This window comes from Lacticaseibacillus thailandensis DSM 22698 = JCM 13996 (assembly GCF_001312865.1).
Classification (GTDB): domain Bacteria; phylum Bacillota; class Bacilli; order Lactobacillales; family Lactobacillaceae; genus Lacticaseibacillus; species Lacticaseibacillus thailandensis.
The window spans coordinates 207,171-222,771 of the sequence record NZ_BBER01000002.1; the positions used below are offsets into that span (position 1 = coordinate 207,171).

Here is a 15,601-nt window from a genome sequence, read left to right on the forward strand (position 1 = left end):
GACGAGTCGTTTGATCAGCAGACTCAGCGTTACCAACAGGTGCAGTGGCAGGTAGCCATTGATCCGAACGCACAACACCTGAAGAACGTGCAGCTGGTCGATACGGTAGATACTTCCAACCAAACGATTGCGACGGATACCATTCGCGTCACCGCGGCAGATTCAGGGCAGACAATCCCGACTAGCGATTATACGGTGAATGTCAACGGTGGGAAGATTACGGTGACGTTCAATCAGGATGTGACCCAGAGCCTGAACCTACTTTATGCTACGAACATTACGGATAAGGATTACATTGCCAGCGGTGCGGCCGCCATCATGAACAACAGTTTTACGATGACGGGTTCATTGGTGACCGCAAATGGGGATGTCCCCTTCGATAACACCACGGGTTCGTACGCTGGTTCCGCACAGGTGCGCGTTGGTGGTAGTGCCACTGGCGGCGGCATTGAAGGGCGCACCACTGTGACTGGCCACAAAGTGTGGGCCGATAACGATAACCAGGATGGGTTGCGCCCAGCGACCATTCAAGTGGGTGTTTTTGCCAACGGTGGAACTACACCAGTACAGACACAAACCGTGACGACTCCCGCCAGCGACTTTACCTTCACGAACTTGCCGGAAGTTGATGCCAACGGGACGCGCATTCATTACACCGTGAAGGAACTGAACGTCCCGACTGGCTATACCAGCACCGTGGACAATAGTACCAATACCATTACGAACACACACACCCCGGCGACGACGACCATTACTGGTACCAAGACGTGGGCTGATCATAATAATCAGGATGGCATCCGGCCGAATGCGGTTACGGTGGGGCTATTCGCTAACGGCATCCAAGTGGCAACACAGACGGTGACGGCTGCGCAACAGTGGCGGTACCAGTTTACCAACCAGCCGCAAAAAGCTAATGGTCAGGACATCAAGTACACCGTGAAGGAGCTGAACGTCCCGGGTGGTTACACTGACAAAGTTGATGGATTCAACATTACGAACACGCACACCCCGGCGACGACGAAAGTCACGGGCACGAAGACGTGGAATGATGGTAACAATCAGGATGGTTTGCGGCCCAGCCAAGTAACGGTTGGTTTGTATGCTAACGGTTCGCAGGTCGCGACGCAGACGGTGACGGCGGCGGATCATTGGCAGTACAGCTTTGATAAGTTGCCGGTTAACAAAGATGGTCAAGCCATTAAGTACACGGTACGAGAAGTAAATGTTCCCCAAGGGTATACGGCTCAAGTGAATGGGTTCAACATTACAAACACGCACACCCCGGCGACGACGAAAGTGACGGGCACCAAGACTTGGGACGACGGTAACAATCAGGATGGTTTGCGGCCTCAGCAGGTGACGGTCGGTCTGTATGCCAACGGTCAGCAAGTGGCCACGCAGACAATCACCGCAGCTGATCACTGGCAGTACAGCTTCACCAAGTTGCCGGAGTATGACCAGGGTCAAAAAAAATCAACTACTCTGTTCAAGAAGTTAACGTTCCGCAGGGCTATACGGATCAGGTCAGTGGGTTTGATATCGTTAATACCCACACCCCGGTAACCACGACGATAACCGGGATGAAGACGTGGAATGATGACCATAACCGTGACGGCTTGCGGCCAAGCCAGGTCACGGTGGGGCTCTTTGCCAACGGCCAGCAACTGGCTACAACGACGACGAACGCCCAGCAGGGGTGGCGGTACCAGTTCAGCAACCTGCCGGTGAATGCCGCCGGTCAGTCAGTGCTGTACACGGTCAAAGAGTTGAACGTGCCTAAGGGTTACACGGCCAAAGTTGATGGGTTCAACATCGCGAACACCCATACGCCGGCGACGACAAAAGTTACGGGCACCAAGACCTGGGACGACGGCAACAACCAGGATGGTTTGCGGCCAAACCAAGTCACGGTGGGGCTTTACGCGAATGGTGAACAGGTGGCCACGCGGACGGTAACCGCTGCCAGCCACTGGCAGTACAGTTTTGACAACTTGCCCACAAAGAGTGCCGGCCAAAACATTAAGTACGCGGTCAAGGAACTGAATGTACCCACCGGCTACACGGCTAAGGTTGATGGGTTCAACATTACGAACGTACACACGCCAGCCACAACTGCAGTGACCGTTAACAAAATTTGGCAGGATCACAACAACCAGAATGGTATGCGCCCGACAGCCATTACGGTCACATTGTTGGCTAATGGTCAGCCGGTGGCTACGCACCAATTAGATACTACGCATAATTGGCGGTATACGTTTGCGGACTTACCAAAGTTCGAAGCTGGGGCCAAAGTCGAATACACGGTGCAAGAATTGAAAGTGCCTGTGGGCTACACGGCCAGTGTTGACGGATTCGATATTACGAATACACTCGTGCCGACGACACCGACGACACCGACGACACCGACGACACCGACGACAACGCCAACGACTTCAACGAAAGCGGTGACGCCGGGACAGCCGTTCAATCCGGCGACACCAACGACATCAGTCACGCCAGCGGCAGTACCGCAAGCACCGCGAGCCCAGGCTAACCCGCAGCACCGGGTATTTCCAGCTACAGGTGATGAAATTGCTCGGGCGGCCGCAGTGGTGGGGCTACTGTTCCTCGCTACTGTCAGCGTTTTGGGTTATCGCCGTCTACATGGTTAGTTGATATAAATAAATCCTCTGGTTACTGCCAATTTGCAGTAACCAGAGGATTTTCTTTACTTAAATTCGTGCAGTAATCAGCTCCGCCAGCTTAGTAGTGATCAACTGATTGCGGATGATTGCTTGATTACGCCGGGCGCGAGGCACGAGTGCCCAATATTCCTGGGCTAGGTGCGGACTATCTGCTGTTACTAGCAGTAGCGGGCCCACCATCGAGCTACGGATCCGCATTGCGGCTGGTGTCAGCGTTTGGAGAATGAACGGGGCGGTTTGCGGTTGGCCCATGAAGAATGCTTCACTGACGCAATTTGGTGCTGGATGGAGCCACCAGGGCGGTGCTGCCGCCACGGCGTCCACGACGGGAGTTGCGGGGGTGACCAGCAATGGCACGGACAGGTGCCAGGTTGCTAGTGCCTCCCGGCAACGGGCCATCACGACCGCTTGCGGCCGACTGCTAGTGAAAACAACGTTGCCGTTGCGGGCATATGAACTTACGTGGTCAAACCCTGCGGCCACAAAGGCAGTACGCAATTCTGTCATGCTGATACGGTGCTTGTTACCCATGTTGATTCCGTGTAGTAGGGCCAGGTACTCCATTGTTGTCTCCCCCTCGACTATTTGCTGATATTTTATCATGTTTCCACATTGATTAGTTATTTTATGTAGTGATACGTGCGTGCAATAACAGGCCAATAGCGATTTAGTGAGTTTAGCCGGTCAAGCATCGACGGTATTTTAATGTGCCTCCCATACCAAATTCTGGAGTTGCCAGCAAATTGACGCGTCCCTTGCAAAAGTGCAGATATGCAAATTTGCTTCCGTTAATAGTTAACGCCCAACATAATGACTTTGTAGCAACACTAACGTTATTGCATCGACAAGAATGGGTACGGCCGCCGGGTAGCGGTATGCGGCAATGACGTATGGAGGGGTCAATATGGGTAGTACGACAGGTAACAACAATCTACAGGCGTTAGGGAAGTTCTTCCACGAGTACCGCGTTGGTCGTGGGTTAACCTTGAACGAAGTTAGCGGCGAATGGTCTGCTGCCACACTGTCGCGCTTTGAACGTGGTGAACTGGATATTAGTACGGACAAAGTGTTGGGGTTAATGGCCCGTTTGGGGATCGACGAGTTGGATTTCATCAGCTATTACATTACCGACTGGAGTAACTTACCGTTGGATCTGCAAGAGCTCATACAGCTGAATGATGTCCCCAAATTGCGGAAACGTGAACAGGAGTACTTTGCGAACCAACCGCAGACAACGAACGTCACGGAGTTGGTGGCAATTTTGTTCCGTGCCGGTAAGTTCTGGCCCCGGGCCCGTTGCCGCCTGACCGATGAGGAGGAGCAGCGTTTGGCGGATTACCTCAACAATCCTGGGCAGTTTGGGCTGATCGAGGCGGAGTTCTTCAAGGCCATTGTGGGTCCGGCGAGTCATGAATTACTCGTGTTACTCGCACAACGAGCGCGCTAAGTATCACAAAATTGGAGTGGTGCGCGGGAAATGCAGTTACTGATGATTTGGCTCGGTGCCTTGATGGACCGCGATATGGACTTGGCTGACGCCATCGCCCCTGAATTAACCAGTAGCTTTAAGGTACCCCGAGTCAAGGCAGCCCTCACGGAGTTTCTGCCCAACTGGCAGTTCGGCCAGGCGGTGTACCGTTGGTTGCACGTACCCACTGCCGACAATAGCCAGCGCGTGGTGAAGATCATCCAAGCGCTACGGGATTTAGGGGTCGAAACCGACGCCCACTGGTTTGAGTTAATGTTTAACCGGGTTCAGGTTGGCAAAGTTTACCACAACCAGCACTTGGTTGATCACGGGGTGCACATTCAGCACGGAGACACGGCGGCCGCGGTGGTCCACAATCGCCGGCTGCAGTTGCACCTCAGTATTCGTGAAGTAGCCCGTGCTTCCAGCACCTCCGCCATTCGTCGCTTTGAGAGCGGCCAGACGCGTCTATCCTTTGGGTCATTGGTGCGGCTGACCGGCGAACTCGGATTGTTAGTCTCCCAGGTACTTGCAACGCCCGTGCCAGCAGGCGATGGTAGTCCGGCACTTCTTACGCTGCGCACAACGTTTAAGCGGGTGAATGGTTTGGACCGGGCGCGGGCACTACCAATTATTGAGCAATTCTTGCAGCAACAACCGTACATGCCGCAGAAGACTGAACGCGCTGAACGGCTGATCCTGTTAGCGGCAACCAAGCAGGGGCTAGTTGATGATGCCGAGACCCAGCAGGAGGCTACCGAATTGGCTAAAGGCATGTTGCAAATGAATTTGTGGGGTTCTTTGGAGACTCATGCCACCATTCCGTTGGCGACCATACTGCCACCGGCCCAATTATCCTTGCTGTTTAAGAAAGGTTGGCGGGTTTTGGCCCGTCATCCGTACACAGTGGGGGCGAATTACTATTTCTGGGGTATGAGCGATGCCATCAGGCGGATCGTGCGTAATTTCGATGCTGAGGCGGCGAAGAATTTTTTTACGGACGTTTGATTGGTTGCCCAAAATTGCTGATCCGACGCCGATGCGCTGGCAGTCAGTAGGTATGTGGTACGCCGCCCGTTACGTGTTGGAACCGACGCAAGAACATTATCAGCAACTGGAATTGTTCGTGCACCAGACCGTCCTGACGGGTCACACTGATACTTTGGCCTCCCTGAAAACAGAGTGGGCTGACAAGTTGCCGGCTGGTACGTTTGATGACGCGGCGGTTGAGGAGCACGACCACGCGTAAAAGCAACTAATAATGGTCATACGTATTAACGAAGAGGCAGATATGCAAATTTACTTCTCTTTATCATTATTACTTTGCATAATGTAACTATAAGGTAGTCTTGGTCTAGTTGAGTTTGAGGGATCAGACAGTCTATGGAGTAAGATCATGGGTAGTGTAGTTAGAACCATCTGAGACGGGCGGTACTTGAAGCTGGGGTTGCAATTGCTGGGTAACAATTGTAAGCACCCAGTCGGTTAGTACAGGCATCTGCCCGTTCGTATTCAAAAAGCTCCAGTAACCGGGTAACGGTCGCTGGAGCTTTTTGGTGTCTATTTGTAACTAGTCGGCTGATTCTTCCGTGTTTGTTGCTGCGCCTTGTTGTCGCTTTTTGTCCCTGTGGTCTTGGTACCACCGATAGAGCCACCACAGTAGCAGTAGCACCAGTAACAGAATGATTGCGTCCCGCCACAAGTTCATTGGGCTAAAGGCGTCTCGCGGAATGGTGTGGGTTTGCTCTGCTTCCTTGATGGGTACCTGTTTGCCATATACCAGCAAGCGGTGGTCGTTGATACCAATTGGCGTACAAGTCATCAGGATGGCGCGATTCTGTCGTCCCTGGACGTAAAAGTGTGACACGGCGTCGGGACTTTGCGGGTCAATCACTTGCTTGCGGTAAACCTTGTAGGCGAGGCGGTGGGCAAAGACGTCTAGGTAGAATACGTCGCCTTTCTTCATGTAACGAATGTTATCAAAGAAGATTTTATTAGCCATCCCGGTGTGTCCAGTAACTGATGAGGTAACGTAGTGGCCCTTGGCAGGAAGCGAGGTAAACGGCATAACACCAGTGCCTTTTGCCAGGACCCGGTCGCTATCCCCATAGTAAATTGGCATTCCCTTTAACTTGATGCTGGGAATGGTGATGTTGCCAATTGCGGCGTGGGGATGGCCATTCATGATCTGCTTGATAGTGACTTGGTGGTAAGGCCGCACCCGGTGTTGCTGGGTAGCATATGCGTTAGCGTTGTAATGACGAATTAGTTCATCACGTTTTGCGTCGGCCGGATAGAGATGCTTGCGGTAGGCTTCTGCCAAGTGCATGCGCTGGTTGGCCTGTTGGTGTTCGTAGATCATGGGGGCGAAGAAAATGATGGCTCCCAAAACGACCATGGTCCCGAAGAACCACTTCAACCAACCGTGTCGATGCGACTGGATTGTCGGGCCTTGGGGTACTGCGGTGGTACGTGGCTTGGTGGACACGGTTTTCCCTCCTTTACATATGTACAAAAATGTGGTGTCAGTACTAACCCGGCAACGTTTGGTGAAGACAATGCACAGCTTGGGGGGCGGGCGGCGTCTAATCACATACTGGGGTTTATACTGGGCACCACTAAGTATGATGCACGACGCGCATGTACGCAACATTTTGGGAACGCGTCGTACCGTCAAAAACTATCATAATCATTTTGATGGTGGCTGTGAGCAAAGGGGACAAATGTGACCTGGACAGAACTGACCTGTTAACCCCTACTAATCCTGCTAAGTGATGGGTGACTATTTTGTAGTGCCTACCGATGCACCAACCATATCAACTTGCTCATCGTCGCACAAGTTTACGTCAATCTGGTGAGAAGCGCTTCATAATAAGGACACAAGTGACCACCATTTGCTATAATAATTGTATTAGAGGGGGCTACGAAGACAGCCTGGTGCACAAAATCACTGGTTGTACAACTTGGTGATTAATGGTTTACAGGTAGCGTGGCGAACGGTAAATATTGGGGGGCCAATCATGGCTGTTGATTTTGAAGCGGTAGGACGGTATATCGAGGAGTTACGCTTAGCTAAGCACATTCCGCGGCACCGCTTAGCGCAGGATTTGGGCTGGTCGCAAAAGACCCTGCAACGAATCGCGCAGGGGCAAGTGGACATGAAGCTGAGCCAGTTCATCCACCTGTTGTCCTACCTGACGGCGGAACCAGAGGAAGTCGATGGCTTAGTAGAAGGTCACACCTGGTCGTTTGATCAAGTTGACGGTCACATTATCAACGCGGGGGCAACGGGTGACACGAAGCAGCTTGAAGCCACCAAGGCGGAATTGACCGCTGCGATGAAGAAGGAATACCTGCCGTGGATGAAAAGCGAGATTTTGACCTGTGACATCATGTTGTGCGAGCTGCGTGGGGATGATGATGGCGCCCACCAGGCAGCCAACCGCCTGTTTCACCAGCTGGCTAACTACGAGCAGTGGACGGCCTTTGATTTCCGCGTGGTGAGTCGGGTCGTCAGTTACGTACCATATGCTGAACTACGCGACACGTTCAAGGGGCACGAACTTAATGAACGGGCGTTGGGCTGGACGCGGTTGGATGACCAAGCTGACGCTGTACTGGATAGTTTCTACATTGGTTTGATCGATAGCGCCGTGGATTCGGGTAAGGTGGACAATGTTTTGGAGGTTTGTGACCTGATTCGCCAGCGCGTGGTGTTATGGAGCAACTACTATTTCCGAATGTATAAACGGTTGTGTGTTGCCATTGTGGAGTTGCTCACGGGCGACCAGCAGCAGGCCGTTAAGATGAAGGATGACTTGCTGGCCAGCGTCGGTGGGTTCATTCCACACAACATTTTTCAGCGTGACCATGATGGTATTGAGCAATTGTGGCGCAACGTGGAACGCCTGCGGGCTGGCGCCACTGAATAAAATACACGTTCATGTTCAGAGCAAGCAAACAGCTCCTGACCAACTGGGTAATTACATACCCAGTTGGTCAGGAGCTGTTTGACTGTCATGACGATCATTACCGCTTGGTGGCGTAAAATCCGTGGTAGGCATAGGCCAAGAGTATGATAAACACAATCAAGAGTGTGGCGATGAGTGGTCGGTTGAGGTGGTTATTAGCTAGTGCACCTGTTAGCCGTTGGCCGCGGCGGAGCAAGGTTTGTGACGCTTGTTTGCGTGGAGCGTGGTAGCGAGTGACTTTGCTCAAGCGAGCAATCACCACGCGGCGAAACGGGGTGTTGAGCGGGCCTTCACAGTGGATAAGGGTGATACGGCGCTCGCTGGTCTGGTTCAACACCGTCGTTTCGGTTTCGCGAATGACCCGGTTGTAGACTACGCGGTAATGGTAAACGTGTTGAAAGTCAGTTTGCGCAATCTCGTCACCGTGATGTAAGTCCTTAGTGCGATTTAAGAGGATATCTGCCCCCACCAGGTTGTGGGACGCGTAAACGTTGTTGCCACTACCCATGCGGCGGTCTGGAAAGTAGCGGGCAACCCCGGTCGACAGGGTGGCGTTGTTGACTACTGAGTAGATGGTCAGGTCCGTTTTAATGGCGGGAATTCGCAGTTCGCCCATGCCGTATCGCCGTTGCAGCGCACTGGCGTGGGCTTGTGCGTGGGCCAAAGTTGCGGTGTCGACATCATTGATTTTGGTGTAGTGGCCTGCCTGCTTGTGCGCGTTAATGGCTGCCTGGGCCTGCCATTGCTGCACGGTTATGGGGACGTCCTGGGTAATGATCAGACCGCCAAGCCACACTGCAGCGGCGGTCAACAAGAGGAGTAAAAGTGGACTCCAGAACCAGCGAATAAAGTGTTTCATAGTTAGTGCGTCCTTTGGTTGTTTTGGTGCGACCAGTTACGCACCACCCACCAGGTAATGGCAATGACAGCACAGAGGGTCACTATTGCCACAACGATTGTGAACCAATGGGGAAGGTTAGCAGTTACATGTTTGTTGGCGTTGGTACTTATAGTGGTTCGCGCCGTGATTGGGACACGACGGCCAAAAATTAACAAGCGGTGCGAGTTGATAAAAATGGGAGTGCACGTCAGCAGTACCGTGATGTCTCGACCCGGTTGGATTGTCGTTGGTGCCAGTGCGTGATGACTGTTGGGGTCCACAACGATTCGTTTGTACACCCGGTAGGCGTGGCGTGGTTGGCCCAGTGCGGTGACGTAGAACCGGTCGCCATTGTGTAGGTGTCGAATATTGTCAAAGATGATTTGGTTATTGAAGCCAGAGTGTCCAGAAATTACGCTCAGGGTTGACCGGCCACCAATGGGCAGGCTGGTACCTGGCATCACTCCAACGCCGTGGCTAAGGGTGGTGTCGTCATCACCGTAGTAGATAGGCTGGTTAATGAGGTGGATGCGGGGGGCCGACACGTAGCCAATCACGTGGTGTTGTTGGGCCCGGGTCAGCGGTAACACAGGAGCTTGGTGTCGTGCTAGTGCTTGGTTATACTGGCGCAAGGTCCGCGTTTGTCGTGTCTGGTTGGACTGTTGATGCTGGTAGACGGTGACCTGCCGTTGGTAGTGTTGCTGCACCATGTGGGAGTATACAGTTGGTGCCAGAAGCAGTGCGAAGCCCACAATAATCAACCCAATGTAAATGCTGATGGCCCAATGGTCCTGTCGCCGTCGTGGTTGCATACCAATTCTTACCTTTCTTAGTGTATTGATGTGTTAAGCATACCATCTGGCAGCAATACTACGCATGATTAGTGGTCACTTCTGACCGGGCCACTTCTGTCCGGTCCAGCGTTATCCTGCACTAAACATGCTACATTAGCCTCATATAGGAAATTCGGTAACTTGAGGAGCCCTAGAGAATGAAGAAGATAACGATTGTTCGGGGGCTGTTGGCGCTCGGTTTGGCTTTGGGTTTGGTGAGCACAATCCTTACAGCCGGTACCAACCAACCGGCTATACCCGTAGTGGCCGCCACGGCGGAGGACAACACTTCGGACCGCACCATTACTTTACACAAGTATACAGAAAGTGCGACGCCTACCTCAGCACAGGCGACTGGTACTACGGCCGATGCCAGCAACGTACCCGCGGATAGCAAGCCACTGCAGGGCATCCAGTTTCGGGTCGAACGGGTGGACAAAGTGGCGGGCAAGCCACTCGATGCTAGTGATAGTAGCACCTATGCCGTTGATAATAGCTTTCCCGCCAAAACTACCACGACGGGTAGCGATGGCAAGGCTCAGTTGACGGTCGGGACGGGCAAAGACGCAGATGGGTATTACCTGGTTACGGAAGTTGCCAGCAAGCTGGTGGCAACGGCTACTGCTCCGTTCATTGTGCACTTGCCACAGACTACTAAGAATGCCAGCACAGGGGATATGACCCTACTCTACGATGTAAACGTGTACCCTAAGAATAAGGTGGACGACAACGCGGTGGCGCTCAATCCAGAAAAATTTGTGACGAATGATACTAGTGGCACCGGCACGACTGCGACGTCGGTCATGCAGGGTGCTTTGCCATTTGGAACTTGGTAGTGACGCGGCCAGCCGATATCAAGGCCACAGACGACAATGGTAATATCACCTACGCCAAGGAGGTTGCGTTTTCGGATCCGCTCGTGACTAGCAATCTCAAGTATCTAGGTTACAATACGCCATACTTCAAGGAACCTGATGGTACAAAGATCAATTTGGACACGAGTGATTACGACGATAGCGGCGCCCAACTCAATAGTTTGGTGACGGATGGTAAGTATTCTGTATTGACGTTTAAGTTGAAGGCAGCAGGCATTCAGAAATTTGCTGCCGAGCCGGCGGGAACCAAGCTGACGGTACCAATTGGTACCACGGTTAATCCAGACGTCACCGGGAAAATCATCAATACCTTTGATACCTTCTACCAGGGGACGGCAACCAATACTATAATTCATGAGCATTCAGGTACCACGGATCCACTCAAGGACGGCGCAAGGGATGTGGACAAGCCGGTTCTGCCAACGAACGCGGATACTGGGGCACCAGTTATTTATACCGGAAACGTCGATATTCATAAGACGAATGAGAACGGAAATAATGTGGCACACGCCACCTTCAAATTATATAACAGTAAAACTGACGCTGAGGCTGGTAAGAATCCGGTGCAAACCGGGCCGAGTGCGGATCCGTCCGTACCGGATCACGACCTGACGGCGGTATCAAATGCACAAGGTATTGCTGAATTTACCGGACTTAAAGTTGACCCGACTACTCAGCAACAAACCTACTGGGTGGTAGAAACGGATGCTCCGGTGGGCTACGACCTCAACGGACAGGTCTTCGAGGTAACCGCCAAACGTGATACCACAGTAGACGCAACCGTTAAGGATCACGATAACGTTCTACCCAACCTTCCACTAACGGGGCGGGACGGGCGGCTACTTCTCTATGAGGTGGCGGCCTTGCTTATTGGCACTGGTGGTCTCGGCGTAATCTTCATGAAACGGCGCCACGCTGCCCCAACTAAATAGTGTGTCAACGGAACAGCCACACGCCTGTGTGGCTGTTTTTAGCGCGATATTTGGGCGCAAATTTGCCTGTCATAAATAGGTACTGCTAGTTGCCGCTCTAATTAAAAATAAGGGGTCAGAAGTGGCCAGGACAGAACCGGCCACTTTCCACACCAGGTAAATGTTGGGTGCTACTATGAACCCATAATGTTAGACGTCATGGGGGTGTCGCCTAGCGAAATTCAGGTTACTTTGTTGGAGGAAGAAAATTATGAATAAGTCGAAAATTGTCCACATTGTCGGAGTTTGCGGGTTAGCCCTCGGCGCGTTGGGTGCAGCGAGCGCCCCAGTGATTGAAAGTCACTTTGCAACTGTGACCGCAGCGACCACGAAAAACGCGGTGGTTGCCGATGACACATCTACACGTAGTATCACGTTGCACAAGTACACCGGTCAGCCAGCCAAGAACACGGATGGTAAGGAACCCAGCGCCGATGATGTCCCAGCCGATGCCAAACCGCTGGCAGGGATCAGCTTTACGGTTCAGAAAGTCACCAAGGTGGCCGGCAAGACCTTTGATGCCAGCGATGCATCGACTTACACCGTGGATAGCAGCTTTACTAAACAGACGGCTACGACTGATGGGGATGGTACCGCGAACATTGATCTGGGTGTGGGGACGTCTGCGGATGGTTACTACCTGGTTACTGAACTTCCGAGCGACGCCGTCAAGACGGCAGCCGCACCATTCATCGTGCATGTACCAATGACCCACGTAGACGCTACGACTGGGGACAAGTCATTGCAGTACGATGTGAACATCTATCCTAAGAACGAAGTCGACACTGACAGCATGAACTTGAACCCAACGAAGACCTTTGACGACGGCACCACTGAAGACAGCGTCAAGAGCGGCGCCGCTGTATCCTGGGACTTGTCGATTGACCGGCCATCCGATATCCACGGTTCCGGGGTGGAAACGGCTGGTAATACCAGCAGCACCGTCACGAACGCGGATGGGAGTACAACCACTACGGATACCACGACGTACAAAACGTATGCCAGTGAGTTGAAGATGACCGATAAGTTGGATGACGACCTGATGACCTACAAGGATGTTTCCAAAGTGGTCATTAGCTCGCCTAACTCCAATGGTGGCATGACGGACACCGCTTTAACAGCCGACACGGATTACAAGGTCACCACGGCCAAAGCCGACGGTAGTACCACCGTCACGGTTGAATTGACTGATGATGGGATCAAAAAGCTGGCCGCCGCACCAAAGGGTAGCAAGTTGACCGCCAAACTGGAGACGACTGTCAAGCTAATTCCGATGCCAAGATTGAAAACCACTTTGATACCTACTACAAGGGAACTATTACACCAGGTCAAGAACAGCACCAGACAACTACCCCTGGCGAGCCAGGCACAGATAACACGCCAGTGCCAACGGTCTACTTTGGTAATGTTGACCTGACTAAGACTGATGAGGACAACAAGCCGTTGGCAAACGCCACCTTTGAACTGTACAACAGTGAAGCCGACGCCAAAGCCGGGACTAACCCCGTTACGGATGCCAACGGTGACCCGCTAAAGGTGACGACCGATGACCAAGGTAAAGCTGAATTTACAGGCTTGCAGGTTAGCAAGGATGGGAATCACACTCAGAAGTATTACCTAGTTGAAACAGACGCACCTGTAGGTTATGACGTTGACCAGCAGGTTCACGAAGTTACCGCGACGCAGGATGAAAAGAACGATGCTACTGTTGTTGACCACGACAACATGCTGCCAAACTTGCCACTGACTGGTGCGCAGGGCCGGATTCTCCTCTACGCCTTCACGACCGTACTGATTGTTGCCGGTGGTACTGGGGTCTACGTTATGAAGCGGCGTCAGCGTAACGCCTAATTGATATGGTAAAACTACACGACGGGCGTAGCGAGGAATCGCCACGCCTCTTTGTAGAAATGGGTTCACGCTAACCTAAGGGGGCGGAAAGATGGCACCAGCAGCAACAAGACACCAATCAAGCCGGTGGTGGCAACTGGCCGTAATCCTTTTGCTGGCCTGGCTTGTTAGTTTAGGCCTGTGGGCAGGTAATAATACCCAGGATGTGCACGCGGCGTCGACGTTCAATAACAGTGCCTATAACGCAGCAACCAAGAAGGGGCAGTGGCTCCTACAAGGTGGCAACGGTCAGGAGTACGCCAAGATTTATATTGATAGTAACAACACCTTACACATGTCAGCAGCCAACGCCGCGTCGGCACTGGACGCTTCAGGCACTCCGTTGAATGGCAACATCAGTTTAGCTGACCTAAAAAGTGTGACTGCCGTCAGCATTGAGGGTAAAAACTATTTTAACGACAATTCCGCAGGGTTCGTTCAGAAGTTTGCTAACCTCACCAAAATTACGGGGTTAGACAACGTGGATACTTCGCAGTTAACCTCATTGGCATACTTCTTTTCCTACCAAAGTAATAGTGTTGTTGGGAGCACTAACACCAATGCCAAGTTGACGGATATTGAAGGTTTAGGCAGTTGGGATGTTAGCCACGTGACGACGATGGATCATGTTTTTGCCGGGCAAAAGAACCTGTTAAGCGTACCCGGCATTGACAAGTGGAACGTCGCGAACGTCACCAACTTTAATTCCGCTTTCTATGATGATAACGCATTGGCAGCTCTTCCGGACTTGAGTGGTTGGAACACCGCAAAGGGGCAAGACTTCCACTACATGTTTGCGAATATGTACCAGCTCACTAATTTGGCGTCAATTCAAAATTGGCCGACACAACTGGCGACCAACATGTCCTATATGTTTGAAAATGACTCCCAGCTCAAGTTTAATGGCCGGCTCAATTGGAATGTCGGGCAGGTCACAGATTTTAGTGGTATGTTTCATAACGATACAGCCGTCCAGTCACTGGATCTAAGCAAGTGGAATGTGGCTCAAGCAACCCTGATGCCCAGCATGTTTCAAGGTATGACAAACCTGACTAGTCTGGACATCACGGCTGGCAACCAACCGCGGTGACGAATACTGGCAACATGTTCCAGGACGATGCTAAACTGACGGATTTGCCTGGGATTGCCAACTGGACATTGACTAACATTACGAACCTGACAAGTATGTTTCAAGGTATGACTAGTATTAAGAACTTGCCAGTAGCTAAATGGCAATTAAGTACGAACGGGAATGCCAACATTACCCAGATTTTTTTTACCAGGATTATGCCTTAACCACCCTGGATTTATCGAGTTGGCGCGTGAAGGGTGCGTGGTCAGCCGGTGACAAGGTGTTTCCGACCTATACCTACACTAATAGCGCAGCACAATCGCAATTAAAATCGATCAAGTTTGGTTCAGGATGGACTGGCAAAGTAGTCTTGCCTACGTTCCAGCTCTCCGCAACGGAATACGGCACTTGGCGTGGTGAGCAACATGACAAGCAGTACGTTAGCGGTGCGGGAACCGTCAAAGAAACGTACCAGCCACCAACTGACGCAAGCGCCCGCACCGATACGTTCCGCTTTGCTTACGACGTGATTGCAAAACTGGAGGATAACCAGGGCAACCCAATTCAGCTAGCCGGTGTGCCGATCATTGTGCAGGATAGTAATGGCAAGGAAGTCATGCGTGGCACGACCGGGGCCGACGGAACGGTCACGGTGCCCATTAATGCGACTGATGGTGACTATACCGTTAAACTAGGTGATTTGCCGGGTGGCTACGAAGCTGTCACGGATACGCGCACCGCGACAATTAATGGTGATGATGTCACCGTCACGTTGGTGGTGGACAAGCAAAACGACAGCAACTTGATTAAGCAATATCCCCACGCTGGCGGGCACGGTACGTTTTTGACTGTGGTAGCCGGAGCGTTAGCAGTCGTGTTGGGCACGACCGGCATGCTGGCGCGGCGGCGTGCTTAGCTACTGCGTGGCAATTGTTGATTTTTCAATGAGAAAGGAGG

At 52.2% G+C, this 15,601-nt stretch carries 17 protein-coding genes; 13 read left to right on the forward strand and 4 right to left on the reverse strand.

Features of this window, described 5'->3' with window-relative positions:
- Positions 1-39 precede the first annotated feature (39 nt).
- Positions 40-1,563, forward strand: a complete 1,524-nt coding sequence (locus JCM13996_RS04515) for a Cna B-type domain-containing protein (protein WP_054749962.1) — start codon at positions 40-42, stop codon at positions 1,561-1,563.
- Positions 1,473-2,651, forward strand: coding sequence for a Cna B-type domain-containing protein (locus tag JCM13996_RS04520; protein WP_369395694.1), 1,179 nt, complete (start codon positions 1,473-1,475; stop codon positions 2,649-2,651). The genes JCM13996_RS04515 and JCM13996_RS04520 overlap by 91 nt, the downstream gene beginning before the upstream one ends.
- 60 nt (positions 2,652-2,711) lie before the next feature.
- Here the strand turns inward: JCM13996_RS04520 and JCM13996_RS04525 are convergent, their stop codons facing one another.
- Positions 2,712-3,248, reverse strand: a complete 537-nt coding sequence (locus tag JCM13996_RS04525) for a DUF1697 domain-containing protein (RefSeq protein WP_054749966.1) — start codon at positions 3,246-3,248, stop codon at positions 2,712-2,714.
- Between the two features lie 340 nt (positions 3,249-3,588).
- Here JCM13996_RS04525 and JCM13996_RS04530 point away from each other — a divergent pair, with 340 nt between their 5' ends.
- The 3 genes from JCM13996_RS04530 to JCM13996_RS04540 are packed head-to-tail and all read left to right on the forward strand — an operon-like array spanning position 3,589 to position 5,401.
- Entirely contained in the window at positions 3,589-4,131 is a 543-nt protein-coding gene (locus JCM13996_RS04530; RefSeq protein ID WP_054749968.1) for a helix-turn-helix domain-containing protein, read from the forward strand.
- A 30-nt stretch (positions 4,132-4,161) separates the two neighbouring features.
- Positions 4,162-5,160: a helix-turn-helix domain-containing protein gene (locus JCM13996_RS04535; protein ID WP_054749970.1), complete on the forward strand. Its 999-nt coding sequence runs from the start codon at positions 4,162-4,164 to the stop codon at positions 5,158-5,160.
- Positions 5,161-5,164: 4 nt separating this feature from the next.
- Positions 5,165-5,401: a hypothetical protein gene (locus JCM13996_RS04540; RefSeq protein WP_054749973.1), complete on the forward strand. Its 237-nt coding sequence runs from the start codon at positions 5,165-5,167 to the stop codon at positions 5,399-5,401.
- A gap of 321 nt (positions 5,402-5,722) precedes the next feature.
- Here the strand turns inward: JCM13996_RS04540 and JCM13996_RS04545 are convergent, their stop codons facing one another.
- Positions 5,723-6,640, reverse strand: a complete 918-nt coding sequence (locus tag JCM13996_RS04545) for a class C sortase (protein WP_054749975.1) — start codon at positions 6,638-6,640, stop codon at positions 5,723-5,725.
- Between the two features lie 532 nt (positions 6,641-7,172).
- Between JCM13996_RS04545 and JCM13996_RS04550 the strand changes: the two genes are divergently transcribed.
- Positions 7,173-8,084: a helix-turn-helix domain-containing protein gene (locus JCM13996_RS04550; RefSeq protein WP_156321862.1), complete on the forward strand. Its 912-nt coding sequence runs from the start codon at positions 7,173-7,175 to the stop codon at positions 8,082-8,084.
- Between the two features lie 97 nt (positions 8,085-8,181).
- Here the strand turns inward: JCM13996_RS04550 and JCM13996_RS04555 are convergent, their stop codons facing one another.
- Both JCM13996_RS04555 and JCM13996_RS04560 read right to left on the reverse strand, forming a co-directional pair.
- Positions 8,182-8,982: a class A sortase gene (locus JCM13996_RS04555; RefSeq protein WP_054749979.1), complete on the reverse strand. Its 801-nt coding sequence runs from the start codon at positions 8,980-8,982 to the stop codon at positions 8,182-8,184.
- 2 nt (positions 8,983-8,984) lie between these two features.
- Positions 8,985-9,815 (reverse strand): class C sortase, encoded by an 831-nt coding sequence (locus tag JCM13996_RS04560; protein ID WP_054749981.1) that lies wholly within the window; start codon positions 9,813-9,815, stop codon positions 8,985-8,987.
- 179 nt (positions 9,816-9,994) lie between these two features.
- Between JCM13996_RS04560 and JCM13996_RS04565 the strand changes: the two genes are divergently transcribed.
- The 7 genes from JCM13996_RS04565 to JCM13996_RS04595 all read left to right on the forward strand — a co-directional run bounded on the left by JCM13996_RS04565 (position 9,995) and on the right by JCM13996_RS04595 (position 15,560).
- Positions 9,995-10,672 carry a pilin N-terminal domain-containing protein gene (locus tag JCM13996_RS04565; protein ID WP_054749983.1) on the forward strand — a complete coding sequence of 226 codons (678 nt, stop codon included), beginning with the start codon at positions 9,995-9,997 and terminating at the stop codon, positions 10,670-10,672.
- Positions 10,672-11,643 (forward strand): SpaA isopeptide-forming pilin-related protein, encoded by a 972-nt coding sequence (locus tag JCM13996_RS04570; protein ID WP_054749985.1) that lies wholly within the window; start codon positions 10,672-10,674, stop codon positions 11,641-11,643. Before JCM13996_RS04565 ends, JCM13996_RS04570 begins: the two co-directional genes overlap by 1 nt.
- 250 nt (positions 11,644-11,893) lie before the next feature.
- On the forward strand, positions 11,894-13,099 hold the full coding sequence (locus JCM13996_RS04575; RefSeq protein WP_054749988.1) for a SpaH/EbpB family LPXTG-anchored major pilin: 1,206 nt from the start codon (positions 11,894-11,896) through the stop codon (positions 13,097-13,099).
- Complete coding sequence (locus JCM13996_RS12350; RefSeq protein WP_263848866.1) at positions 13,000-13,533, forward strand: SpaH/EbpB family LPXTG-anchored major pilin; 534 nt, start codon at positions 13,000-13,002, stop codon at positions 13,531-13,533. Before JCM13996_RS04575 ends, JCM13996_RS12350 begins: the two co-directional genes overlap by 100 nt.
- A 91-nt stretch (positions 13,534-13,624) precedes the next feature.
- Positions 13,625-14,662, forward strand: a complete 1,038-nt coding sequence (locus JCM13996_RS04585; RefSeq protein WP_054749992.1) for a BspA family leucine-rich repeat surface protein — start codon at positions 13,625-13,627, stop codon at positions 14,660-14,662.
- Positions 14,663-14,676: 14 nt separating this feature from the next.
- Entirely contained in the window at positions 14,677-14,868 is a 192-nt protein-coding gene (locus tag JCM13996_RS12865) for a BspA family leucine-rich repeat surface protein (RefSeq protein ID WP_369395695.1), read from the forward strand.
- Positions 14,802-15,560, forward strand: a complete 759-nt coding sequence (locus JCM13996_RS04595) for a SpaA isopeptide-forming pilin-related protein (protein ID WP_162205174.1) — start codon at positions 14,802-14,804, stop codon at positions 15,558-15,560. The genes JCM13996_RS12865 and JCM13996_RS04595 overlap by 67 nt, the downstream gene beginning before the upstream one ends.
- Positions 15,561-15,601 lie beyond the last annotated feature (41 nt).